The organism is Acinetobacter sp. NRRL B-65365 (assembly GCF_001605865.1).
In the GTDB taxonomy this organism is placed as follows: Bacteria; Pseudomonadota; Gammaproteobacteria; order Pseudomonadales; family Moraxellaceae; genus Acinetobacter; species Acinetobacter vivianii.
The window spans coordinates 61,365-84,742 of sequence record NZ_LRPD01000015.1 but is presented as its reverse complement, the minus strand read 5'-3'; the positions used below and the strand labels follow the sequence as shown (position 1 = coordinate 84,742).

25 protein-coding genes are annotated in these 23,378 nt (G+C 43.2%); 10 read left to right on the top strand and 15 right to left on the bottom strand.

Features of this window, described 5'->3' with window-relative positions; all coding sequences use genetic code 11:
* Window positions 1-4: 4 nt before the first annotated feature.
* The gene (gene radC, locus AWW72_RS08290) at window positions 5-742 is read right to left on the bottom strand and encodes a RadC family protein (RefSeq protein ID WP_062847036.1); all 738 of its coding nucleotides are present in this window, start codon (window positions 740-742) and stop codon (window positions 5-7) included.
* 181 nt (window positions 743-923) lie between these two features.
* On the opposite strand from radC, the gene coaBC reads away from it, so the two are divergent.
* The 6 genes from coaBC to AWW72_RS08260 all read left to right on the top strand — a co-directional run bounded on the left by coaBC (window position 924) and on the right by AWW72_RS08260 (window position 5,293).
* Window positions 924-2,180 carry a bifunctional phosphopantothenoylcysteine decarboxylase/phosphopantothenate--cysteine ligase CoaBC gene (gene coaBC / locus AWW72_RS08285; RefSeq protein ID WP_004774447.1) on the top strand — a complete coding sequence of 419 codons (1,257 nt, stop codon included), beginning with the start codon at window positions 924-926 and terminating at the stop codon, window positions 2,178-2,180.
* 155 nt (window positions 2,181-2,335) lie between these two features.
* Window positions 2,336-2,713: a cytochrome b562 gene (locus tag AWW72_RS08280; protein WP_047431588.1), complete on the top strand. Its 378-nt coding sequence runs from the start codon at window positions 2,336-2,338 to the stop codon at window positions 2,711-2,713.
* A 165-nt stretch (window positions 2,714-2,878) separates the two neighbouring features.
* The gene (locus AWW72_RS08275; RefSeq protein WP_005255244.1) at window positions 2,879-3,724 is read left to right on the top strand and encodes a methylated-DNA--[protein]-cysteine S-methyltransferase; all 846 of its coding nucleotides are present in this window, start codon (window positions 2,879-2,881) and stop codon (window positions 3,722-3,724) included.
* Window positions 3,711-4,448, top strand: a complete 738-nt coding sequence (locus AWW72_RS08270; RefSeq protein ID WP_062847035.1) for a 2OG-Fe(II) oxygenase — start codon at window positions 3,711-3,713, stop codon at window positions 4,446-4,448. Before AWW72_RS08275 ends, AWW72_RS08270 begins: the two co-directional genes overlap by 14 nt.
* A 4-nt stretch (window positions 4,449-4,452) precedes the next feature.
* On the top strand, window positions 4,453-4,698 hold the full coding sequence (locus AWW72_RS08265; RefSeq protein ID WP_062847034.1) for an Ada metal-binding domain-containing protein: 246 nt from the start codon (window positions 4,453-4,455) through the stop codon (window positions 4,696-4,698).
* Window positions 4,685-5,293, top strand: coding sequence for an alpha-ketoglutarate-dependent dioxygenase AlkB family protein (locus AWW72_RS08260; protein WP_062847033.1), 609 nt, complete (start codon window positions 4,685-4,687; stop codon window positions 5,291-5,293). The genes AWW72_RS08265 and AWW72_RS08260 overlap by 14 nt, the downstream gene beginning before the upstream one ends.
* A gap of 12 nt (window positions 5,294-5,305) precedes the next feature.
* Here the strand turns inward: AWW72_RS08260 and AWW72_RS08255 are convergent, their stop codons facing one another.
* From AWW72_RS08255 to rsgA, 5 genes are all read right to left on the bottom strand, one after another.
* Window positions 5,306-5,794: a hypothetical protein gene (locus AWW72_RS08255; protein ID WP_062847032.1), complete on the bottom strand. Its 489-nt coding sequence runs from the start codon at window positions 5,792-5,794 to the stop codon at window positions 5,306-5,308.
* Between the two features lie 92 nt (window positions 5,795-5,886).
* Window positions 5,887-6,345, bottom strand: a complete 459-nt coding sequence (gene secB / locus AWW72_RS08250) for a protein-export chaperone SecB (protein WP_004655889.1) — start codon at window positions 6,343-6,345, stop codon at window positions 5,887-5,889.
* 28 nt (window positions 6,346-6,373) lie between these two features.
* On the bottom strand, window positions 6,374-6,634 hold the full coding sequence (gene grxC, locus AWW72_RS08245; RefSeq protein WP_004774456.1) for a glutaredoxin 3: 261 nt from the start codon (window positions 6,632-6,634) through the stop codon (window positions 6,374-6,376).
* Between the two features lie 11 nt (window positions 6,635-6,645).
* The gene (locus AWW72_RS08240) at window positions 6,646-7,062 is read right to left on the bottom strand and encodes a rhodanese-like domain-containing protein (RefSeq protein WP_004655885.1); all 417 of its coding nucleotides are present in this window, start codon (window positions 7,060-7,062) and stop codon (window positions 6,646-6,648) included.
* Window positions 7,063-7,158: 96 nt separating this feature from the next.
* The gene (gene rsgA, locus AWW72_RS08235) at window positions 7,159-8,217 is read right to left on the bottom strand and encodes a ribosome small subunit-dependent GTPase A (RefSeq protein WP_004774457.1); all 1,059 of its coding nucleotides are present in this window, start codon (window positions 8,215-8,217) and stop codon (window positions 7,159-7,161) included.
* A gap of 124 nt (window positions 8,218-8,341) precedes the next feature.
* Here rsgA and orn point away from each other — a divergent pair, with 124 nt between their 5' ends.
* From orn to AWW72_RS08220, 3 genes are all read left to right on the top strand, one after another.
* Window positions 8,342-8,902 (top strand): oligoribonuclease, encoded by a 561-nt coding sequence (gene orn / locus AWW72_RS08230; RefSeq protein ID WP_032810933.1) that lies wholly within the window; start codon window positions 8,342-8,344, stop codon window positions 8,900-8,902.
* A gap of 126 nt (window positions 8,903-9,028) precedes the next feature.
* Window positions 9,029-9,763 (top strand): Bax inhibitor-1/YccA family protein, encoded by a 735-nt coding sequence (locus AWW72_RS08225; RefSeq protein ID WP_004774461.1) that lies wholly within the window; start codon window positions 9,029-9,031, stop codon window positions 9,761-9,763.
* A 142-nt stretch (window positions 9,764-9,905) separates the two neighbouring features.
* On the top strand, window positions 9,906-10,709 hold the full coding sequence (locus tag AWW72_RS08220) for an enoyl-ACP reductase FabI (RefSeq protein WP_032810936.1): 804 nt from the start codon (window positions 9,906-9,908) through the stop codon (window positions 10,707-10,709).
* A gap of 122 nt (window positions 10,710-10,831) precedes the next feature.
* Here AWW72_RS08220 and AWW72_RS08215 read toward each other — a convergent pair whose 3' ends face one another.
* Window positions 10,832-11,785 carry a hypothetical protein gene (locus AWW72_RS08215; RefSeq protein WP_062847031.1) on the bottom strand — a complete coding sequence of 318 codons (954 nt, stop codon included), beginning with the start codon at window positions 11,783-11,785 and terminating at the stop codon, window positions 10,832-10,834.
* Window positions 11,786-12,127: 342 nt separating this feature from the next.
* Here AWW72_RS08215 and AWW72_RS08210 point away from each other — a divergent pair, with 342 nt between their 5' ends.
* The gene (locus tag AWW72_RS08210; protein ID WP_004774468.1) at window positions 12,128-12,544 is read left to right on the top strand and encodes a hypothetical protein; all 417 of its coding nucleotides are present in this window, start codon (window positions 12,128-12,130) and stop codon (window positions 12,542-12,544) included.
* A gap of 24 nt (window positions 12,545-12,568) precedes the next feature.
* Here AWW72_RS08210 and AWW72_RS08205 read toward each other — a convergent pair whose 3' ends face one another.
* From AWW72_RS08205 to AWW72_RS08170, 8 genes are all read right to left on the bottom strand, one after another.
* Window positions 12,569-13,969, bottom strand: coding sequence for an efflux transporter outer membrane subunit (locus AWW72_RS08205; protein ID WP_062847030.1), 1,401 nt, complete (start codon window positions 13,967-13,969; stop codon window positions 12,569-12,571).
* Between the two features lie 274 nt (window positions 13,970-14,243).
* Window positions 14,244-16,235, bottom strand: coding sequence for a MacB family efflux pump subunit (locus tag AWW72_RS08200; RefSeq protein ID WP_062847029.1), 1,992 nt, complete (start codon window positions 16,233-16,235; stop codon window positions 14,244-14,246).
* A gap of 1 nt (window position 16,236) precedes the next feature.
* Window positions 16,237-17,577, bottom strand: coding sequence for a MacA family efflux pump subunit (locus AWW72_RS08195; protein WP_005255224.1), 1,341 nt, complete (start codon window positions 17,575-17,577; stop codon window positions 16,237-16,239).
* A 108-nt stretch (window positions 17,578-17,685) separates the two neighbouring features.
* Window positions 17,686-18,516, bottom strand: coding sequence for an SIR2 family NAD-dependent protein deacylase (locus AWW72_RS08190; RefSeq protein ID WP_062847028.1), 831 nt, complete (start codon window positions 18,514-18,516; stop codon window positions 17,686-17,688).
* 42 nt (window positions 18,517-18,558) lie between these two features.
* Window positions 18,559-19,554, bottom strand: a complete 996-nt coding sequence (gene holA / locus AWW72_RS08185; protein ID WP_062847027.1) for a DNA polymerase III subunit delta — start codon at window positions 19,552-19,554, stop codon at window positions 18,559-18,561.
* 9 nt (window positions 19,555-19,563) lie between these two features.
* Window positions 19,564-20,073, bottom strand: coding sequence for an LPS-assembly lipoprotein LptE (locus tag AWW72_RS08180; protein ID WP_047431615.1), 510 nt, complete (start codon window positions 20,071-20,073; stop codon window positions 19,564-19,566).
* A 93-nt stretch (window positions 20,074-20,166) separates the two neighbouring features.
* Window positions 20,167-22,806 carry a leucine--tRNA ligase gene (gene leuS, locus AWW72_RS08175; RefSeq protein WP_062847026.1) on the bottom strand — a complete coding sequence of 880 codons (2,640 nt, stop codon included), beginning with the start codon at window positions 22,804-22,806 and terminating at the stop codon, window positions 20,167-20,169.
* Window positions 22,807-22,948: 142 nt separating this feature from the next.
* Window positions 22,949-23,287, bottom strand: a complete 339-nt coding sequence (locus tag AWW72_RS08170) for a DUF4124 domain-containing protein (protein WP_062847025.1) — start codon at window positions 23,285-23,287, stop codon at window positions 22,949-22,951.
* Window positions 23,288-23,378: the final 91 nt, after the last annotated feature.

Genomic DNA, 23,378 nt, shown 5'->3' with positions numbered 1-23,378 from the left:
AGATTCAAGCTTTGTCAAGACCAGATTGCTTGATTTTAGTAGGGTTGAGTAGTTGTTGTTCAGAAAATGAAAAATGTCCTTCGGGTGAAATAATAAAGTGATCGATCAGCTGTATTTCCAGTAGTTTACAGGCCTGTTTCAGTTGCTGGGTCAGATAAATATCTTCTGTTGACGGTTGGGCAATGCCATAGGGATGATTATGCGCAACTACGATCTGGCAGGCTTGCTGTTGTAATGCATAACGTAAGGTCTGGTTGAGGGAAACACTACAGGAATGATGCGAGCCGAAAAATAGTTTTTTAAAGTGCAATTTCCGTAGTTCTGCATCTAGACACAGCACCGCAAAGACTTCCTGTTTTTCGCCCAGCAGCTCATAACGTAAATAGTCGAGTACGAGAGTAGACGTGTCCAGACATAGTCGTTGCTGATGAAAATGATTGTTGAGGTAGCGCCGTCCCAGTTCTTTTACTGCCATGAGCTGGGCATATTTGGTCGAAGCAATGCCATTAAATTGTGATAGGTCCTCAAGATTGGCATCAAAGATCAAATTAAGGCCGCCAAAATGTTGAATCAGAATGCGGGCAAGTTCGACAGCAGAATGCTGTTTTGAACCAGAACGGAGAAAAATTGCTAGCAGTTCCGCATCAGATAGGCTCTGTGCGCCTTGTGATAATAAGCGTTCCCGAGGGCGTTCTTGCTCGGGCCATGTTTTGATGGATTGATTCACCTGTATATTCCCCATTGATTTTATTGCCTTTATTATTTTTATAAGCAAAAATAAATCGTCACATTTTCTCTTAACTGTTTAGGATCCCAATGATATTTTCTGTCGTTTGATCCATTGAAATCTTTATCGTCCCACTTGGGTATGAACTTATTTAATGCTATTGTGAGCGCCACTGCAACAGTAAGGTATCCTGTTTGTGAGCTTCGATCTAAGTGTTATTCCCCATAAAAACATTATATTAGCGGTTACAGGTGGTATTGCTGCCTATAAAAGTGCCATCTTGGTACGCCGTTTAAAAGACTTTGGTTTTGATGTCCGCGTGGTCATGACACATGGCGCACAAGCATTTATTACCCCTTTAACTTTTCAGGCATTGTCTGGAAATCCCGTACATACCGAATTACTTGATCCTGAAGCGGAAGCGGGAATGGGGCACATCGAATTGGCGCGTTGGGCCGATCTGGTTTTAGTTGCACCTGCCAGTTGTGACACGATTGCAAAATTTGCCAATGGTTTGGCAGATGATTTGCTCAGTACGTTATATTTGGCAACCAAAGCCCCTGTCTGGGTTGCACCCGCGATGAATCAGCAAATGTGGGCGGCGAAAGCGACGCAACGTAATTTGCAAACGTTGGTAGAAGATGGCGTCCATGTAATTATGCCTGATGCAGGTGAGCAGGCTTGTGGCGATGTTGGTCTAGGGCGGATGCCTGAACCTGAGGACTTGGCTCGTCAAGTTGCGGCTTATTTCCATAAGGCACAACGCGCGCTTGCTGAAAAGTTTGGTTTATTGGCAGGCAAGCGAGTCACGATTACCGCTGGCCCAACGCGTGAAGCGATTGATCCAGTCCGTTATATTTCTAACCACAGTACGGGCAAAATGGGCTTCGCTTTGGCAGCAGCATGTTATGCCGCAGGTGCGAAAGTTACGCTGGTGGCTGGGCCTGTCAGTTTGGATACACCGAATGGTGTGCAACGTATTAATGTCAGCTCTGCCATGCAAATGCTGGATGTCAGTATGAATCAGCTGAAAGAAGGCTGTGACATCTTTATTGCAACGGCAGCAGTGGCAGATTATCGCGTGGCACAAGTGGCTGAGCATAAGATTAAAAAAGCAGGTGATGAACTTGCGGTCGCATTAGTGAAAAACCCAGATATTGTGGCAACGATTGCGCAGCAGGAAGAGCGTCCGTTTATGGTTGGCTTTGCCGCTGAAACCCAAAACGTTGAAGAATACGCCGCAGGAAAATTGGTGGCGAAGAAACTGGATATGATTGCGTGTAATGATGTCTCACGTCCAGATATCGGTTTCGCTTCAGATCAAAATGCCATGACCGTGTTCTTTGCCCAGTCTTATCATATGAAAAAACGTGAACTGGAAAAAGCGTCGAAACAAGAGATTTCACAGCAACTGGTTGAGTCAATTGCGGATGCTTTACGCCGTCGCTTATAAACGTTAAACGTGATCTTTTTTATCAAAATGCAACGATTTCGTTGCATTTTTTATGTATGCTAAATCAGCAATTTTCTTTGTATGCTGGCTTCAGGATACAAGGTGTCTTGCCGCTGGAAATAAAGCATAGCCACAGTTTTTGATAGGATATCCTAATGATTAAAAAAACTTTAGCCACCGTTGTCATGTTGTCTGCTTTCGCATTGAGTCATAATGCGAGTGCAGCAGGTTTAGAAGATGATATGAAAACGCTAGGCAAGAATTACAAAGCGTTTAACCAAGCTGATAACTCGCAGGCTGCCACTGCAGCGTTAAATAATATGCGTACTGCTGCGGTACACTCAAAACAATATCATCTGGCTGCCAATACACAGGATAAAGTACCTGCTTCACCAGCGCTATTTGACCAGATTGTTGGGGAAATTGATAAAGCCAAATTACTGGTACAGGCTGGTAAACTGGATGAAGCGAAAAAGCAGGGCAAAAAGATCGCTGAGTTGCGTGATCAGGGACATAAATATTATACCCATTAAGAGATGGATGATCGGATTGTAAAGCTGAAGCTGTACTCCAGAGAGTGCAGCTTTTTTATTGGGATCTCAGAAAAGCATCGCAAAACATAAACTGAGCATGATTCAGATTTTCATAAAAATTTAAAGTTGCTACAGTGAAGATATGAAGGATGAGAGGTGATGGATATGTTCTCACAGCAACGTAATTATGACCGGATTGCACAGGCAATTACTTATATTCAGCAGAATTTTCAGCAGCAACCCCAGCTGGATGAGGTGGCAGCGCATATACATTTAAGTCCTGCCCATTTTCAGCGTTTATTTACCGATTGGGTGGGCACCAGTCCTAAAAAGTTTTTACAGTATATTAGTGTCGAATATGCCAAACAGATTTTGAAGCAAGAGCAGGGCAGTATTTTTGATGCCACCTTTGCAACAGGATTGTCTAGCACCAGCCGTTTGCATGATTTATTTATTCAGATTGAAGGCATGACCCCTGCTGAATATAAAAATGGTGGGCAGAGTCTGACGATTCATTATCAGTTTGCAGATACCTTATTCGGTGAAGTGCTGATTGCATCTACGCATAAAGGGATCTGTGCATTAAGTTTTGTCGATGATCGGGCGGAGGCTTTCGCCCAGTTAAATGCGCAATTTCCTCAAGCCATGTTTATTGAACAAGTAGATAATTTTCAACAGAGTGCCTTGGCTTTATTTCAGAAAGACCCGCAGCAACTGGCTGAGATTAAACTACATTTGAAAGGCACCGAATTTCAGCTCAAGGTGTGGCAAAGTCTGCTGAAAATTCCGATGGGACAACTTGCGACCTATGGTGAACTTGCCAGAGCCATTGAACATCCCAAAGCGGCGCGTGCGGTAGGCACCGCGATTGGTAGTAACCCAGTGGCATTTTTGATTCCTTGTCATCGGGTGATTCAGTCGAGTGGCCTGTTTGGTGGTTATGAATGGGGCAGCGTGCGGAAAACAGCGATCATTGGTTGGGAAGGTGTGCAAAGCCATGCCGCAATCTGAACAAGAGCAGATCCAGACGGTGATTGAACAGATCCAGTCAGCCGATTGGGACAGAATCACAGAGCAGATGCATCAGCAGGGTTTTGCCCTGATCAGGCAGGTGCTTTCGCCACAACAATGTGAACAATTACAGCAATTGTATTCACACGCTGAACTTTATCGTAAAACCGTTGAAATGCGGCGTTATCGTTTTGGTCTGGGCGAATATAAATACTTTAATTATCCATTGCCAAATTTGATTGAGCGGATACGCCATGAGATTTATCCACGTTTGGCGCCGATTGCTAATGCATGGTTTCGGGTTCTGAAGATAGAGCGAACATTTCCACCTTCGCATCCCGAATTTTTACAACAATGCCAACAGCATGGACAAATGCTGGCAACGCCATTGATCCTGAAATATGGGCAAGGTGGATTTAATACCTTGCATCAGGATTTATATGGAGACGTCTATTTTCCACTGCAATTGGTGATTGTACTGAGCCAGCCGAACAGGGATTTTAGTAGGGGTGAATTTGTATTAACCCAACAAAATCCACGGGCACAGTCCAAGGCGGTCGTTATACAGCCACAGCAAGGCGATGTACTGATTTTCACCACACAGTTTAAGCCAGAAAAAGGCAGTCAGGGCTATTATCGGGTCAATATCAAGCATGGCGTCAGTCCGATCCTGCAAGGTGAGCGTTATAGCCTCGGTATTATTTTCCATGATGCTGTGAGTTAGGTTGATGTGGCGACATCGTGAATTAGAATCTAGCGAATTACATCAGAAATTGAAACAGCACGAGCTTCTGTTTGCAGGCAATGCTCAGCTTAAAATCTATGGCAGATTGACCTGTGGCTCTGGTAAGCGCATGCTAAAACGTAATCGGGTATTTTTTGTCGATGAGCAGGAGGCAATTGCACAAGGTTATCGGCCTTGTGGACATTGTATGAAGTCAGCCTATAAGAAGTGGAAAGATGCAACTATTTGATATTGAAGCTGATCCAGAACAGAATCATTTGCCTTATGATGGCACGGTACACTACTACGGCAAAATCGTGCATGGCGCTGCCGCAGATCATTATTTTGAGCAGTTGATGCAGACGATTGCCTGGGAAAATGATCAGGCCTTAATCTTTGGCAAGCTATTAACCACTAAACGTAAAGTGGCGTGGTATGGTGATCGGCGCTTTGAATATACCTATTCCAATATGAATAAATATGCCTTGCCGTGGACAACGGAGTTGCTGGAGTTAAAACAATTAACTGAGCGGCTGACAGGAGAGACTTTTAATTCCTGCTTGCTTAATCTTTATCATAGTGGTGATGAAGGGATGGCATGGCATAGTGATGCTGAAACGGATCTGAAAAAAGATGGTGCAATTGCTTCTTTAAGCTTTGGCGCAGAACGGAAATTTGCATTCAAACATAAACAAAGCAAAGAAAAAGTAGAACTGTATTTAGAGCATGGCAGTTTATTGGTCATGAAAGATACCACGCAAACTTACTGGTTACACCGCTTGCCGCCCACCAAAAAAGTCAATGCAGCACGGATTAATCTGACTTTTAGAACCATTGTAGAGTAACTCGTTCCTGACTTAGACATAGTGATAAAGGTCCACATCAGAAAATGTGCTATTAAATGCTTCAATAAGTTGTTTAATCTGTTCGGACTGATCCGGAACCAGCATCCAGTAAGGATTTTCATTCGATATCAGTAATAGCGCTAAATCATGTTGTTCCGCAACCGCATAAAGATGGTCAAATAAAATCGCGTAGATATGCTCGGCAAAATCAATCCCGTTCTGCTCATCCTGTGTTACATCAGCATATTCAGCGAAAAGCTGTTCGACTTCACTTTCAATACGATTATTCAGCTGCTCAATATCGATTTGGGTTTGTTGCAGTTGATAACACTGGTCCGAGCCATTGTCATAATATTCTTTTAATTCTACATACTGGATGTTTGAGTGCAGGGTATTGGCCCAATTGATAAATTGATGAAACTCGTGTGGATGAAGGGGATATGGAATTTGTGTCAGCTCAGGAAAGACCTGTTGGCAAAGTGGATAGAGCGCTGTGGTCATGTTTTATTCTCGTTTTACTCATCGCATGCTTCTTATTATTATAAAAAAACCACAGCAAGTGCTGTGGTTTTTTTGATTCATTCACAAAAGTCTTATGCTTGACCTTGTGCATCAGCATCCGCTTGAAGGCGTTGCATGTTTGCTTCGAATTCAGCATCGAAGTTAATCGGTGTAAGTAACAATTGAGGGAAGCTACCCTTTGTTACTAGATCATTGACTGCTTCACGCAAGAACGGGAACAGGATATTTGGGCAGTATGCACCTAAGATGTATGGAAGACGATCTTCTTCTACACCATCAACCAAGAAGATACCTGATTGAGTGACATCAACGATGAACGCAGTTTCATTTTCGTTGTTCGCTTGAACCACAACTTTCAAAGACACTTCATAGTGTGTTGGATCAATTTTTTCTGCAGCAGAAGATAAATTGATGTTGAGTTCTGGTTGCCATTGTTTAGTAAATACTTGTGCACCAGGAACTTCAAAAGAGATGTCTTTGGTATAAATACGTTCTAACGCGAGTTGTGGTTGAACTTGTTCTTCGCTCATTGTTTTTCCTTAAATCTCGGATGTGTTGTTAAGCTAATAATTGGTCGAGTTTACCTTCACGCTCTAAAGCATAAAGTTGATCAAAACCACCGATAAACTGATCTTTAATAAAAATTTGTGGCACTGTACGGTGATTGGTACGTTGCATCAATTCAATACGAACTTCTGGCGCTTCATTGGAAAGATTAATTTCTTTAAAAGCAACACCTTTACGCTCAAGTAATTGTTTTGCACGCACACAGTACGGGCAAGAAAGGGTTGAATAGATGGTGACGTTTGGCGTTGTCATGTTATCTCTCCTTAAGCTTTGGTTTTGCTTTTAACTAAAGGTAAGCCTTGCGCTTTCCAGTTGCTAATACCACCGTCTAAACGGTAGCTGTCAGCATGACCTACTTTTTGTAGTGCTGAGCCTGCAACTTGCCCTAAGTTACAAATGAAGACCAATGGACGATCACTTGCTTTTAATTCATCAACATGACTGGTGATCTGGCTATATGGAATGTTACGGCTACCGCTAATGTGACCATCACGGAAATCTTTTCCATCACGTAAGTCGATCAAGATAGCATTTTTTGCCTTAACCAAGATACCGAGTGATTGTGGTGAAATTTTACGACCATTGCGTTGTCCTTCCAAAATAAAGAACAACACGATTAACACGCCGAGCGTACCAAATAAGAAGGGGTGATTCCCCATAAACTCTAACCAGCGTTCCACAAGTCACCTAAAAATTAAAATACAAAATTGATCCTGAGTATAACTTATCTCTATGGTGATCAAAAATGTTAGTTCAAGGGGCAAAGTCCAACAAAATTAACTTTTTTGCTGGGCTTCCTGAATTTCATCCATTAAACGTAGATAACTGTCCAAACGTCTTGGCAAAATTTCACCAGCCTCAACCGCTTGTTTCAGTGCGCAATTTTTCTCATGGGTATGAGTGCAATTACGGAACTGGCAAAGTCCTAGATGTGTTTCTATCTCGGGAAAACCAGTACGTACCTTTTCCAGACTGAGATGCCATAGCCCGAATTCACGGATTCCCGGAGAATCAATGAGCGCACCGTTTGTTCCAAATTTGATCAATCTGGTCGATGTCGTGGTGTGTTGACCAAGTGCCGAGTTTTCTGAAATCACATTGGTTTTCTGCGCGGCATCTGGAACGATAGTATTAATCAGCGAGCTTTTACCGACACCAGACTGTCCAACGAAAGCAACGGTTTCATTGTCTAAACGTGCTGACAGTTCAGAGAGATCGCCACGTGAATGGCAAATCAGGGTTTCATAGCCTAATGCTTCATATTCACTGAGCAGGGTCAGAATCGGATCATTTTCAGTCAGCAAGTCGGATTTATTCAACACCAACAGCGCTGGAATATTGGCATCGGCACAGGCCACCAGATAGCGGTCGATCAATGTCGGTGCGGGTTCTGGTAATGGAGCAAACACGATGACGATGAGACTGATGTTGGCTGCCACAGGCTTAACCTTGTGATAGCGGTCGGGGCGGGTCAGGAGCGATTGTCTTGGATAAATCGCAGTGATAATGCCTAAGCCAGTAATCGGATCAGCTTGCCATTTCACCCGATCGCCTGTAACCAGTAATTCGAGGTTGGTACGGGTATGGCAACGCCAGATACTGTCCAATTCAATCGGTTTCCAGAATGGTTCTGGTTCACCATCGGCCACTTGTGGTTTTTCAGGATGCTGTTCAGGCACGGACAAGGCTTGTACTTCGAGTTGACGACCATAATGCTGAACAACCAGTCCATCTAAATCTTGTGACGTGTCAATGTCGTCTTGACGCGATTTATGCTGTTTCTCAATACGACGCTGCTGTTGTTCGGTTAAACGACGCTTACGAATTAAAGCCATTCATATCCCAAAAAATCCACACTTTGAAGACCGCAAAAATAGCATGAAGCCGCTATAGAATTACAGCCAAGATGTAATTAATTTGCTACTATTGATGTTTTTAAGCACTTTAGAATTGCCATCCATGAGCAGCACCCCTGATACACGATTAATTTGGATCGATCTGGAAATGACCGGACTTGATACCGATAATGACAAGATCATTGAAATTGCAACAATTATTACAGATGATCATTTAAATATCTTGGCTGAAGGGCCTGTTTTAGCGGTACATCAATCTGATTTGATTCTAAATGCAATGGATGAGTGGAATACCAAGCAACATGGTCAGTCTGGCCTGATCGAGCGTGTTCGCCGTAGTAAACTGACTGCACAAGATGCGGAACAGCAAACACTCGAATTTTTGAAAAAATGGGTCAATCCAAAATCTTCTCCGATGTGCGGTAACTCAATTTGCCAAGACCGCCGTTTCTTGCATCGTTTGATGCCCGAACTGGAACAATTCTTCCATTATCGTAATCTGGATGTGTCTTCTGTAAAAGAGCTGGCTAAACGCTGGAGACCAGAAATTATGAGCGGTTTAAAGAAAAATGCATCGCATTTGGCGATGGATGACATCCGTGATTCGATCGCAGAATTAAAATATTATCGTGAATACTTTTTTATCATGAATAACGATAAGTAATCGATTTTTGAGTCATACATAAAAGGAGCTTTGGCTCCTTTTTTAATGCGCTAAAAATAGTTGGGATTGATCAAAAAATCGCTTAAACTCGGATTTTAATTGCAAACTATAAAAAAGAGAGCGTACATGCAAAGTACTAACCCCATTTTAACGCGGGTAGAAACCTATCAAGATTTGGCTGAGCCAATGACCATTCAGGGTGCGATTCAAAAATCTGTACTTTTAACGGTGATTGCTGCTGTTTTAGGGATGGGCTTATTTTTCTACTGTGCGATGACAGCGAATCTGTCGATTGCTTATGCTGCAACGATTATTGGTGCAGTCGGTGGCCTTATTCTTGCACTCATTACCACATTTAAATCGAATACCGCACCTGCTTTGGCCATTCCTTATGCCTTATTTGAAGGGGCTTTTTTAGGCGGCGTCTCGTTTATTTTCCAGTTGAAATATCCCGGTGTTCCTTTACAGGCATTATTGGCAACTTTCGTGACTACTTTGGTACTGTTTGCTTTATATAAATTTCAGATCATTCGTGCTACTGAAAAATTTAAGGCAATTGTCATTTCTGCTTCCATCGCCATTGCACTGGTGTTTGTGGTGCAGATTATCTTGCGTTTAGCTTTTGGTTCGAGCATCCCTTATATCTTTGAAAGTAACTGGTTGGGTATCGGCTTTGCTGCTTTTGTGGCTGTGATTGCTTCATTAAACCTGATTCTGGACTTTGATCTGATTGAAAATGCCGCTGCTCAACGTGCCCCAAAAGCATTTGAATGGATCTGTGCCATTGCCTTATTGGCAACTTTGGTGTGGATGTATTACTCATTCCTGCGTTTATTGAGTCTGCTTCGCGGCGATGATTAAGTTGTGATTTAACTAAAAATACAAATCGTCTTCCTGTGAAGGCGATTTTTTTATGCAAGATTGTAAAAAAGGTGGATTATGCAATTCCGCAAGCGCTGGAATCTTGGCATCATGTGGTGAAAATTTTTCGAGTGAGAATAAGATGTCACAAGGACTTTTAGCTGGTAAACGTTTTTTAATTGCCGGTATTGCAAGTAAATTATCAATTGCTTACGGTATTGCCGCAGCGTTACACCGTGAAGGTGCAGAGCTCGCGTTTACTTATCCAAATGAAAAGCTGAAAAAACGTGTTGATGACTTTGCAGCACAGTTTGGTTCAACTTTGGTTTTCCCTTGTGATGTTGCTGTTGATCAAGAAATTGACAATGCCTTTGTCGAGTTGGCAAAACACTGGGATGGTCTGGATGGTGTTGTGCATTCAATCGGTTTTGCGCCAGCGCATACGCTTGATGGTGACTTTACTGACGTAACCGATCGTGACGGTTTTAAAATTGCACATGACATTAGTGCATATAGCTTTATCGCGATGGCTCGTGCGGCTAAACCATTACTGCAAGCGCGCCAAGGTTGTTTGTTGACTTTGACTTATCAAGGTTCTGAGCGTGTGATGCCGAACTATAACGTGATGGGTATGGCGAAAGCATCGTTAGAAGCAGGCGTTCGTTATTTAGCATCAAGTTTGGGTGTAGATGGTATTCGTGTGAATGCGATTTCTGCGGGTCCAATCCGTACTTTGGCAGCATCAGGCATCAAGTCTTTCCGTAAAATGTTAGATGCCAATGAAAAAATTGCGCCACTAAAACGTAATGTGACGATTGAAGAAGTGGGCAATGCTGCATTGTTCCTGTGCTCACCGTGGGCTTCGGGTATTACAGGCGAAATCATGTATGTTGATGGTGGCTTTAATACGGTTGGTATGAGCCAAAGCATGATGGATGATGAATAATTAGATTGATCTAAATTATTTGATATAAAGCCGCTTTTATAGCGGCTTTATTTTTTGGGGGATATGGTAATTCAAAAAATTATAACGCCTAACTCAAAGAGCGCCGCAGGTATTCGCTGTAGTTATTTGTTATATTCTCTTGGCAATGGACAATCATAGTTAATATCAATCATATCAAGGTTCGTGATGGAAAAGTTGGCGTACTTTACTCCTTTTTGAGACACATTTTCTTCAGGTTTACCGTAGATGAAAACAAAGGCAGTTGGCTTCTCTTTTTGTATAATTTTTTCTAGGCGTGTGGTGATGAGTTTTTTAACCTTATAGCTATCAATCAAACGATCACCAATCATGACTGTGGTGATGTAGTCTTCTTCAGCTTTTGTGAAATGCTTTTTGAATTTAATTTGGTAGCCATAATCTGAAGGCAGCCTGTTAATAAAGGCCCAGCCATAGTAGATAACAGGATAATCAGGAAGAGTTTCTAAGTCCTGCTCCCAGATACATTTAAAAATGCTTTTATAATGGACATCTCGCCCCTCTATATTTACTCGTCTATAATCTAATGATTCATCCTTTTTATAACGTATGTAACGGCTCACAACTGATCTTATCGAATATATATTTCCTACACTGCCATTCTCTCTGAGAATAGTATCTGTAGGACGCTTGATAAATTGTGACTTTTTGATTGGTTTTTGATTCGAAAACTTATTTACTTTCGGTTCGTCATAGTAGGAGCTAGGTCTTTCTAACAGAAATACATCAACAACCGATTTATCAACAGAGAGTCGCTCTTCTTTAATAGGAACGCCATCTTCATAACATAAATTAAGAGGGACACCATTAAATATTTCACAGGACTCACTATGAGGACCATAAATCCTAAAGTGAGGCACCATTTTCATATCTTGAACGTCTTCATCCAAGTTAGCACAAGTTACCTGAGCTGAGCAGTAAGTACCTGGACACAGAAATTTCTTCTTATCTTTAATTAATCCTGACCAATAAAAGTCATATGCTCTATCTGGATCAACGTAATCATCAACTTCTATACTGTAAGCTATATCTAGCGACAAAGCCTGATCTCCCTATGAATATAACTATAGTTATAAGGCAGACTTGCCACATAACCAAAATGAAAATGCCATAAACCAATATGATTTTTATTTGATGTAGCTATATTTATCAGCATATAAAACGGCTATATTTACGTCAACATAAAAAACGATGTGAAATATCACTTTATAAAAACTTTGATTTTCTATCCAACTCTATATATTCGAGACATTGAAAAAATAACTAATCATTTGTCACCAGATACTTTATATGCTAATTAATGCTGGTTTTTGTTCAATCGAAAATTCTAAAGAGAATGTCGATAAATATATTATTTTTTAGCTTTCGGGGTAGGTTAAAACGTGAAGAAAATAGCTGTTGTTTTAGGATTAGTCACTCTTCTTTCACTGCAAGGTTGTGCCGCAGTGATGGCAAGTAACCAGCCACATAAAAAGAATATGACGGTTTTAGAGGTGGGGAAACATCGAAATTATGTGATTTCTGAATTGGGCGCACCCGTCACTTCAGAAACCGTGAATGGCGAACGTAAAGAGATTTATACCTTCCAGCAAGGCTACTCAAAAGCAGCCAGAATCAGCCGTACGCTATGGCACACGACTGCGGATATTGCCACCATTGGTCTATGGGAAGTGATTGGCTCTCCAACCGAGATGTATTTCAATGGTCAGAAACTTTCGTATGAAGTTGTTTTTGATGATCAGGACAAGATTAAACGTATTCAACAGATCCAGAATAATCCAGATCTGGTGAAAGAATAAGCGCGCAAAACAATAGCGCTAGGGCTATTGTTTCGGTAGTTCTTTTACAGGGCTTCCGCCAAGTGCTTGCATCAAGGTGACATACGCATTGTATTGATTCTGCTTGGTTTCAACCAAGCTGAGTCGGGCATTACGTGTGGTTTCCTGCGCATCCAGTAAATTCTTTAAGGCAATTGCACCATTGCGATAACGCACTTCGGTTAAGCGTTCAGTTTTATCAGCCAGCTCGACATTGCGTTGTTGCAGTTGAACTTGCTGATTCAGTTGAGTCCGATTGGATAAGGCATTTTCCACATCGGCAAAAGCTTGGTATAGCGTTTGGCGGTATTGAGTGATGGCTTTTTCATACTCAAGATCACTGATCGCAATATCTTTCTTCATATCGTTATATTGCAGGAAAGGCAGACTTAAGCTCGCACCCAAAGTTAAAGCAGGATTCTTTAACAGTTGGGTTAAGGAAGTGCTGGTAGAGCCGAGACTTCCGGTCAGGTTAATCGATGGATAGTAGCTGGCTTTAGTCGCATCTTTGGTGGCTAAGGTTTTGCGCAAACGTAATTCAGAGGCCTGTAAATCTGGACGGCGCGATAAAATATCCGCTGGTAAGCCGACAGCGATACTTGGCAAAGCATTGCGCGGTAATTGTGCAGGTTCCTTGATGTTCAATTGTTGTACGGGCTCATGCAGTAAAACCGCAAGGGCAGTACGGGTTTCAACACGTTGTTGTTCAATCTGGCTCAGGCTGGCTTTCTGGCTTTGTACCGATTGCTCTGCCTGAGTCAGATCCAGACCAGACACGGCACCCGCCTTATATTGCGACTGCACTAATGAATAGGTTTTTTGGGTTGAGGCCAAATTTTGCTGAATAGTTTGATAGCGCTCATTCAGATAGCCCAATTGCCAATACAGTTTGGCTGTTGTTCCAACCAAGCTTTGAGCAGTGGCTTGCAAGTCTTGTTCAGTGGCTAAAGCTTCCCAACGGCTGGCTTCGGTTTGGTTGGCCAGCTTGCCAAATAGATCCAGTTCATAGCTGACGCCAACTTTAGTGGATAAATCACGGTTAGAACTATCACCAGAACGTAAATCGTACATATAACCAGTGGAAACCGTAGAGCTGGTACGCAAGCCTTGTTTATTTTCAGTCAAATCCGCTTGTAAGCGGGCTTGTTTCAGGGTGATGCCTGCGACGCTTAAATCACTATTTTTTGCCAGTACCTGATCGACTAGTTGATTCAACTGGGCATCATTAAACAGGGTCCACCATTGATCGGTCAGATTCACATTTCTATTTTTTTGTGCATCGTACTGGAACTGTTGTGGTACTTGGACCGATGGTGCGTTATAGGGTGTTTTGACGACTGCAGAACAGCCTGCTAATGATGTGCTGAGACAAAGTGCAAGTGCGATTTTATGTTGTTTGAATAACATTGATCGTCATTCCCTTAATAATTCGAAAGAGCATGATTATCGAGACAGTGTCTTATCGAGTTCTCATCCATTTTCAGTTTAAGCCTTCGGCTCGGCCTACCTTACGAAACGATGTTTCTCATTTCGGGAAAAGTAGGCAAAACCATCGTCATCCGCAAAACCTGTTCTATTTTTTCATTTATCTAACTTCTCACAGAAACAATATCTTGTTGATACCACGCAGGTTGCGGATGACATTCCCGAGTATCTTATTTCTGAGATCAATTTTTGCTGGTTATTCTCTCGCTAAAGCAGCAACTGGGTCGAGTTGTGCCGCATTTCTTGCTGGCAAGAAGCCAAATACAATACCAATCAGACTTGAGCAGACAAAAGCTGCCACAATCGAGGTGGTTGAATAACTCATTTCAATCACACCTTTGGCGAAGTGACCAATAACTTGCCCAATTCCTAAAGACAGCAGCACGCCCAGCACACCGCCCAATAAACAGACCAGAATGGCCTCGATCAGGAATTGCTGCAAAATATCGCTTTGACGAGCACCCACTGCCATACGCACCCCAATTTCCTGAGTACGTTCGGTTACAGAAACCAGCATAATATTCATTACCCCAATTCCCCCAACCACGAGCGAAATCACGGCAATTGCAGAAATCAGCAAGGTCATGGTGGCTGTAGTCTGTTGAATGGTTTCACGAATGCTGTCAGAGTTTTGGGTAAATACATCCTGTGCGCCGTGACGCTGTTCCAGCAAGGTCAGAATTGCATTTTCAGCAGCACTACTTGGATATTCGTCTTTAATACGCACAATGATGCTGCGAACATTGGACTGACCCAACATACGGCTCATCACCGTCGAGTAGGGCAGGTAAACATTCAGGCTGTCAGAACTTCCCATAAAGCCTTGCTGTGCATCAATCACACCAATAATACGGCTTGGTACACTGCCTAATAACAGCACCTGACCGACAGGATTGGTACCATCAGCAAAGAAGGTCTTTTCTGTGTTGGTATCAATCACTACATCTTGGGCACGTTGTGTCACGCTGGCCTTATCAAAAGGCTGGCCCGACTTAAAGGTCATACCGCGTACATAGAAGAAATCCGAGCTGACGCCATTTACAGTCGCTGCGGCTTCAGTATCTTTATAACGCAGCGTCAGACTGGTATTGGCTGAAGGACTGACCCCATCCACATAAGGCTGTTCTGCCAATGCTTCAGCATCAGCAGGGATCAGCGTTTTGGCTTGTGAGGTACGTGAGTTATCACCAAAACCACGCCCTTGATAAACGGTAATGGTGTTGGTTCCCAGACTACTGATATTTTCCAGAATCTGCTTTTGTGAACCATTCCCCAACGCCACGACCGAGACCACTGAGGCGATCCCGATAATGATTCCGAGCATGGTCAGGAAGGTTCGCATCCGGTGTGCATTCATCGCAAGCAAGGCCATACGGAATGCTTCACCAAGGCGATCAAAGAAAGAACGCCAAGCGGAGGTTTTTTTCTGTGGAGTCCGTTGCAGCGTTTGATGTTCTAAATCGTTATCTTCATTTTCAGGCACATTGGCACGGTCTGAAATAATATTACCGTCACTGATTTCGATAATACGGGTCGCATTTTTCGCAACATTCAGATCGTGTGTGACCAGAATAATGGTATGGCCTTTGGCATTCAGCTCACGCAAAATGCGCATCACTTCAATACCACTATTCTTATCTAGTGCACCTGTCGGTTCATCGGCAAGGATGACATCACCACCGTTCATTAAGGCACGGGCGATGGATACACGTTGTTGCTGACCACCTGAAAGCTGGCTTGGGCGATGATGTAAACGTTCTTCCAGTCCCAGTTCTGATAATAATTTAGCAGAACGTTCCTGACGTAGATGACTGTCGACACCCGCATAAATCGCAGGGACTTCAACGTTACCTGAGGCACTTAAATCGCCAAGTAAATGATAGCGCTGGAAAATAAAACCAAAATATTCACGGCGTAATTGGGCCAGTTCATCAGGCTCTAGCTGACGTGTTTCACGACCATTGACCTGATAGCTGCCCGCAGTAGGTTTGTCCAAACAGCCCAGAATATTCATCAAGGTTGACTTACCTGAACCAGACTGCCCGACGATCGCAACCAGTTCACCCGCATAAATCTTGAGGTCGATTCCTTTCAGGATCTGGACAGTACCTTCACCCGCAGGAAACTCACGGGTGAGGTTGCTGACCTCAAGCAATGGCTGTGATGAATGTGTTTGATGTTGAGTCATATTACATTCTCATTGCACGTTGGTTGCTACGTTTTGCAGCTTCATTTGAACTGTCAGAGGCATCGGCAATCACCACTTGATCACCTTGTTTCAAGCCTTTAAGTACTTGAGCAGTAACACGGTTGTTTAAACCAATTAACACAGGTTGTGGTTGTGCTGAACCATCAGCCTGTAAGACACGTACCATACCTGTAGAGGCTTTGCCTTGTGCAACAAGCGCTTTTTCTTCTTCACTCAGCTCTAGACGTTTTGGACGTTGCGCTTTGTCACTATCCGATTTTTTCGCTTGTTCTGCTGATCGATTGCCTTGACCGCCCTTGGCACTACGATTACCGCGTTGAGTCTGGATTGCTGCTGCTGGAATGGTTAATGCATTTTTGGCATCAGCAAGCACGATGTAAACCTGTGCCGTCATATCAATACGAAGTTTGCCATCTTCATTCGGGACATCAAATAATGCGTTGTAGTACACCGCTGCATTCGACGTCGATGAACTGTTACTGCTGGTGGTTTCAGTATTGATCGAGTTTGGCGCTGGTTCAACCTGACGCAATTTCGCGTAGTGTTTCTTGTCGCTGTTACCTAGAGTAGTGAAATAAACGGTTTGGCCTTTTTCAACCTTCATCACATCGGCTTCAGAAATCTGTGCCTTGATGGTCATGGTATCGAGCTTTGCCAGTTTCACAATAGTTGGTGCTGTTTGATTGGCGTTTACAGTCTGGCCTTCTTCGGTCACGATTGCGACGATGGTACCGTCCATTGGCGCAACAATGCGGGTGTAGCCTAAATCTTCTTTAGCTGTTGCAAGCGTTAAGCGAGATTGTTCAATCTGTGCATTGATCGATGCAATTTGAGCTTGTGCCGTTTTAAAGTTTGCCAAAGCCGCTTCCAGTTCAGCACGAGAGGTTGCATCTTGGCTGTACATGGCCTGCTGACGCTTATATTCTGCTTCTACTTTGGCCAGATTGGCTTGCTGTACTGCCAATTGCGCCTGTTGGTTTTTAATATTGGCATCGGCTGTTTTCTTTTCGTTTTCCTGACGAATCGAATCAATCTGTGCAATTAGCTGACCTTGTTTAACCTGGTCGCCCAACTGGACATACATCTTTTTCACCTGACCGGATACCTGCGCACCCACACTCACCATTTTGGTGGCTTCCAGTACACCTGTTGCCAATACCGAGTCTTCAATATCTCCGCGAGAAACTTCAGCACTGATATATTGCGGTGCTTGGGCTTTAGGCTTAAAGAACATCCATCCGAGTGCTGCGATGATAAGCACACCGAGAGCAATCATGATGAGTTTGCGAGGTTGGATTTTTTTAGTGGTTGTTTTTGGCATGGCAGCAGGTCAAAAGTGAGAAACTGAATGTAGTATAAAATTGAAATAAGGATAAAGCGTGAATATTTTTAATCTAGAATGAGAATTATTTTCTATTTTCCTGCTCAGTTATTCTATAAAAATCTGATAAATACTGCGTGCGCCTTGTTCGGCACAGGTGGGAAGGGCAATGCCACCTTTTGATGGAAGTGCAAATTCCCGCGGGTTAATTCGAATCATATTAGGGGCAAAACGCTCGCTAAAATAACGCACAGTTGGTATCGCCGTACCTGCGCCCAATTCGATGACAATAGGTTGATAATGGTCTTCTAAAAAAGTCGTGAGACGATGCATCTGTTGTTTTTGACGCTGACTGAGCCACGTATAATCATCAAACATCAAGATATTTGGGCGAGCGAGATTGCCGCAGTGAGGACATCGTGGAAGTTGTCCCTGCCATTGGCAATGCTGATGATCAATTGCTGGTGTTAATTCATCTGCTGGCCAGATATCGGATTCACAGGCTGCAAGACATTGTAGATGATGAATCGAGCCATGGCATTCATAAATGTATTGTGGATCAAAACCTGCTTTTTGAAATTGTCCGTCTACATTGGACGTAAAGACAAAATAGGGCAGTTTCAAGCGTTCAGCCAATTGCCTTAGTGCATGAAATCCAGCATGTGGAATAGTCTGCCGATACAATGCCAAGCGATGTCCATAAAATCCCCAAGCCAGATGTGGTTGTTGTTTAAAAGCGGCAGGATTGGCGATTTCAGTAAAATCAAGGCGCTGTTTGCCGAGTTCAGGATAAGCTTGCCACATGCCCTGATTACCGCGAAAGTCGGGTAGACCAGAATCGACACCCATGCCTGCACCAGCGCTGATGATCAGGCTATCTGCTGATTTAAACAGATTTTTTATTTGTTCAATTTGATTGGAGTCTAGGTGAAAAGACATGTGAATGCCTGTTGTGATTATGATGAGATCGATTATCTGGTTTTAAGCAGGTTGGGCAAATAGTGTTGTTCCACATAATTCACTCAATGCCTGTAACATCAAATGTTCAGCATTCTCTTTTGACATACCTTTAATCGACGCATCAATTCGTAATAATAAATCAGGCCAGTTTAAGAACTGTCTTGGATTCAAGCGACGTAAGGCCTGTTGATATTGCGAAACTTTGGTTTTCCAGATACCGAGCTGAATCGCATTGTGGGGTTGCTCGAATAGTTGCATCAATAAGCGCATTTCTTTGCTCAGTGTCCACAAAATCAGACTATCAGGTTCGCCCGCAGCAATCAGGTACTGATAAATCTTCACGGATTGGGCCAGATTTCCTGCAAGTACCGCATCACTTAAATCATAAGTGGTATAGCGGGACTGGTCTTGTAAGCAGGCATAAAGCTGTTCAATCTGAATCTGTTGAATGTCGGGGAACGTATCTGCAACTCGCATCAAGCTATTTTTGGCAGCCAGCAAATTATGTTCATGATGCTGCATGAGCCATTGCCAGGCATCATTATTGAGCTGGATATTTAACTTTTCTGCTTCAATGGCGAGGATACGCTGTCGATCTTGCGGATAGGTTGCGGTAAGTGGTACAACCACGCCGTTGGCTTCAACGACCTGAAAAAAAGCTGACTTTAAACTGCTACTGTCTTGTTTCGGTAGAACGATCAACAGCAGGTTATGTTCATTATGTTGAATATAACTTTTGAGTTGTTTCAAGCTATTGGCATCAGGCTTGATATTGCCATGCACTTCAATCGCAAGTTGCTGAGAAAATAAGGACAGGCTATTCAGCGCATTAAAGACATTTTTCCAGTCATTTACGCTACTAATATCGTAGCGCTGGCGTTCAACTTCTTGTTGTTGCCAGCTTTTACGAAATGCATCAAGCAAGTTTTGTTCAAGCAGAGGCTCTTGTCCATGCATGATCCATGCACCGCGAGCTTCATTGACACGTTTTAAGGCTTGAACATAATCCAGTTTCATAATACGTGATTATGGCTGAGCTTTAGGTAAACGATTGGCCGCAATTTGACGTGTGATCTGCTGCGCCACATCATCAATCACAATACGGTTCAGATACGCTTCTTGCTGGTTATCGGTGTTTACCGTTGCCACATCGTATTGATAAGTACGAGAAGCGGTGAGTGTACGCGGTTCAGTAATCTTGCGGCCCTGACGATCTTCGATCTGGAACGTCACGGTTAAGCGTAATAATACTTCGGTTAATTTACCGTTGAGGAGCTGACGGCGAGGGGTGTAATCCAGAATGCGAAGGACATAGGCATCATTGGCATTGCTGAGTTGTACGCCCGTTGCACTGAGGTAAATGCTGAGTCGGTTTTCAAGCTCGCCCGTGTTGCCAGGCAAGGCTAAAGACAGCTTGTTATACACCAATGGTGCTGCTGTTGGGTTACTTCCTTTCAAATGAAAGCCGCAGCCGACTAAGCCTGCACTTAGGCCTAAAGTGAGAACGATAGCAGCTGCACGTTGCGCTAAGTGCATATTTATTCCTCTATTTATTCATCTTCCCCAAGCCCTCTTTGTTCAATTGAGGGAACCTCTCTTTTTTAGTGAAAGAGAGGTTGAAAGGGACTATCAAACAACTAAATTAACGAGTTTATTTGGTACCACAATTTCTTTCTTGGTCGGGCCAGTCAAGAATTGTTGAACTTCTGGTAAAGCTTTTGCCAGAGCCAATAAGTCATCTTTAGACATATCAACTGCGACGTCTAACTTACCACGAAGTTTACCATTCACTTGTACAACAATCGTTTGTGTATTACGTGTTAATGCAGACTCATCGACTTGCGGGAATTCAACTGTAGTGAGTTCCAGACCAAACTGAGTCAATAAAGTTTGACTTAAATGTGGTGCAAATGGTGCAAGCAAGGTAAGAAGCGTCGTGATCGCTTCACGTGCGACAGCAGAATCATTATCATCTTTCGCTTCAAACTTGTTGCTGGCATTTAGTAATTCCATCAATGCTGCAATGGCGGTGTTGAAGGCATGACGACGCTCGATGTCATCACCCACTTTCTGGATGGTTTCATGCGTTTTACGACGTAAATCTTGCGCGTCTTTAGAAAGATTTGCAGTATCAATCGCAGTCGCTTGATTGCCTTTTTCAAGGAAGCCTGCCGCTAAACGCCATACACGTTTCAAGAAACGGTTTGCGCCTTCTACACCTGCATCTGACCATTCCAATGATTGATCTGGTGGTGCAGCAAACATCATGAAGACACGTGCTGTATCTGCGCCGTATTGATCAATAATCGCTTGTGGATCAATACCATTGTTTTTCGACTTAGACATTTTTTCTTGTCCGCCGATCACAACTTCCTGACCATCACCTGAATATTTTGCAGACAGGATACGACCTTTCTCATCACGTTCTAATTCGATGTCAGCAGGGTTGAACCAGGTTTTCTTACCGTTTTCTGCTTCACGATAGAACGTATCTGCCAAAACCATGCCTTGCGTTAACAAGTTAGTAAATGGTTCGTTACCTTGTACCACGCCTTCATCACGCATTAATTTGTGGAAGAAACGTGCATAAAGTAAATGCAGAATTGCGTGCTCTACACCACCGATATATTGGTTCACAGGAAGCCAGTTTTGAGCTGCTTCAGGTTTTACCATACCGCCGGTAAAGTCTGGTGATGCATAACGTGCATAGTACCAAGATGATTCTACGAAAGTATCCAAGGTATCTGTTTCACGACGTGCATCGCCGCCACAGCTTGGACATTTTGTTTCATAGAACTCAGGCATTTTATTCAATGGGTTACCAGAACCATCTGGAACGACATCAGTCGGTAATACCACTGGCAATTGATCTTCTGGAACTGGCACCTGACCACAACTGTTACAGTTGATCATCGGGATCGGACAACCCCAGTAACGTTGACGAGAAACACCCCAGTCACGTAGACGGAATTGAACTTTAGCGTTTGCCAAAGCTTGTGGTTCTAATTTTGCGAGGAATGCATCGAAAGCCGCTTGGAATGCTAAACCGTCAAACTCACCAGAGTTAACCAGTTTGCCTTCTTTCGAGCCATACCATTCTTGCCATTCAGTTGCAGAATAATCTGCATCGTCAGCACCTTTGGCATCAATCACTTGCTTGATGGTCAAATTGAACTTGTTTGCAAATTCAAAGTCACGTTCGTCATGTGCTGGAACCGCCATTACAGCGCCAGAACCATAAGACATTAATACGTAGTTTGCGATCCAGACTGGAAGCTCTTCACCAGTTACAGGGTGTTTTACGAACAAACCTGTTGCCATGCCTTTCTTTTCAGCAGTGGCTAAATCCGCTTCTGCGACTGAACCCATGCGGCATTCTTCAATAAATGCAGCCAATTCAGGGTTGCCTGCTTCTGATTGGAGGGCAGCAGCTTTAAGCGCTAGCGGGTGCTCTGCTGCAACCGCAACGTATGTCACACCCATAAGTGTGTCAGCACGCGTGGTATAAACAGTTAAGCCGTCAGCATAGATTGCTGGATTGGCAGAAGGGAAGGTGATTTCCATGCCTGTTGAACGACCGATCCAGTTACGTTGCATGGTCAACACTTGTTGAGGCCAGCCGTCTTGTAAGGTATCTAGGTCATCTAATAATTCTTGTGCATAGTCCGTGATGCGGAAGTAGTACATTGGAATATCGCGTTTTTCGACCAATGCACCTGAACGCCAGCCACGACCATTTTCAACTTGTTCATTGGCTAAAACAGTCTGGTCTACAGGATCCCAGTTCACTGTTGAAAGCTTACGATAGATCAAGCCTTTTTTATAAAGCTGTACGAATAACCATTGTTCCCAGTGATAATACTCTGGTGTACAGGTTGCAAATTCACGATCCCAATCGACAGACAGGCCCAATTTTTTTAATTGGTCACGCATATAAGCGATGTTCTCAAATGTCCATTTGGCAGGTGCAACCTGATGTGCAATCGCTGCATTTTCAGCAGGTAAACCGAAAGCATCCCAACCCATTGGCTGTAGGACTGTCTCGCCTTTTAAACGATAAAAGCGGCTAATGACGTCGCCAATTGTATAGTTACGCACATGCCCCATGTGCAGCTTGCCACTTGGGTAAGGGAACATCGACAGGATATAGCGATGTTTACCCTCTACAGTGTCTGCAACTTTAAAAACTTTGCGATTGTCCCAGTCTTGTTGAACTTGAGGCTCAATGGCACTTGCTTGATATTCGGAGTCAATGTGAGAAGTCGTCATAGGGATATGCGATACAACAAAAAAGTAAAGTTAAGATTGCTGCACAGCATAGCGCAAAATTGTAGGAAATGTCAGTTTTTAGATCGGGATTTTATCTGCAAGCTCACCTATCTTAGAAGTCGCTTGCAGATCAGTACACGGTTTAATGAACAGATTGTGGTGTGTTTGCAGGTGGAGTTTGTGGTTTGACCGTATTTGCTGGCACTTCAGGTTGAACTTGAGGTACTTGGGGTGCAGTATTTGGGCTAGTCGCTGCATTATCCTGCTGAGAAGGATTTTGTTTCACTTGATGACTGCTGCCATAAGTCGAAACTTTATCCAGTCTTTTTGCACCTTTCGGTGGCGGTGTTGTGGTGTAATGGGTCGAGCCATTGGCATCCATCCATTTATAATATTGCTGTGCATGGTTCTGGCTTGAACACAATAATATTGCTGTTGTTACTAATGTATATAAGCTTGATTTTAAATAAGATGATTTCATATTTGATCTCCCCAAGAGAATGCTGTTTATATTCGATCAAAATGCTGAATTGAGTCGTTTACAATGCCTATTTTTACTTAAAAAGAAAACA

Coding starts and splice junctions, on each gene's coding strand:
- radC (WP_062847036.1), bottom strand. CDS start 742: ATGGGGAATATACAGGTGAATCAATCCATCAAAACATGGCCCGAGCAA.
- AWW72_RS08280 (WP_047431588.1), top strand. CDS start 2,336: ATGATTAAAAAAACTTTAGCCACCGTTGTCATGTTGTCTGCTTTCGCA.
- AWW72_RS08275 (WP_005255244.1), top strand. CDS start 2,879: ATGTTCTCACAGCAACGTAATTATGACCGGATTGCACAGGCAATTACT.
- AWW72_RS08270 (WP_062847035.1), top strand. CDS start 3,711: ATGCCGCAATCTGAACAAGAGCAGATCCAGACGGTGATTGAACAGATC.
- AWW72_RS08265 (WP_062847034.1), top strand. CDS start 4,453: ATGTGGCGACATCGTGAATTAGAATCTAGCGAATTACATCAGAAATTG.
- AWW72_RS08260 (WP_062847033.1), top strand. CDS start 4,685: ATGCAACTATTTGATATTGAAGCTGATCCAGAACAGAATCATTTGCCT.
- AWW72_RS08255 (WP_062847032.1), bottom strand. CDS start 5,794: ATGACCACAGCGCTCTATCCACTTTGCCAACAGGTCTTTCCTGAGCTG.
- secB (WP_004655889.1), bottom strand. CDS start 6,345: ATGAGCGAAGAACAAGTTCAACCACAACTCGCGTTAGAACGTATTTAT.
- grxC (WP_004774456.1), bottom strand. CDS start 6,634: ATGACAACGCCAAACGTCACCATCTATTCAACCCTTTCTTGCCCGTAC.
- rsgA (WP_004774457.1), bottom strand. CDS start 8,217: ATGGCTTTAATTCGTAAGCGTCGTTTAACCGAACAACAGCAGCGTCGT.
- orn (WP_032810933.1), top strand. CDS start 8,342: ATGAGCAGCACCCCTGATACACGATTAATTTGGATCGATCTGGAAATG.
- AWW72_RS08225 (WP_004774461.1), top strand. CDS start 9,029: ATGCAAAGTACTAACCCCATTTTAACGCGGGTAGAAACCTATCAAGAT.
- AWW72_RS08220 (WP_032810936.1), top strand. CDS start 9,906: ATGTCACAAGGACTTTTAGCTGGTAAACGTTTTTTAATTGCCGGTATT.
- AWW72_RS08205 (WP_062847030.1), bottom strand. CDS start 13,969: ATGTTATTCAAACAACATAAAATCGCACTTGCACTTTGTCTCAGCACA.
- AWW72_RS08200 (WP_062847029.1), bottom strand. CDS start 16,235: ATGACTCAACATCAAACACATTCATCACAGCCATTGCTTGAGGTCAGC.
- AWW72_RS08195 (WP_005255224.1), bottom strand. CDS start 17,577: ATGCCAAAAACAACCACTAAAAAAATCCAACCTCGCAAACTCATCATG.
- AWW72_RS08190 (WP_062847028.1), bottom strand. CDS start 18,516: ATGTCTTTTCACCTAGACTCCAATCAAATTGAACAAATAAAAAATCTG.
- holA (WP_062847027.1), bottom strand. CDS start 19,554: ATGAAACTGGATTATGTTCAAGCCTTAAAACGTGTCAATGAAGCTCGC.
- AWW72_RS08180 (WP_047431615.1), bottom strand. CDS start 20,073: ATGCACTTAGCGCAACGTGCAGCTGCTATCGTTCTCACTTTAGGCCTA.
- leuS (WP_062847026.1), bottom strand. CDS start 22,806: ATGACGACTTCTCACATTGACTCCGAATATCAAGCAAGTGCCATTGAG.
- AWW72_RS08170 (WP_062847025.1), bottom strand. CDS start 23,287: ATGAAATCATCTTATTTAAAATCAAGCTTATATACATTAGTAACAACA.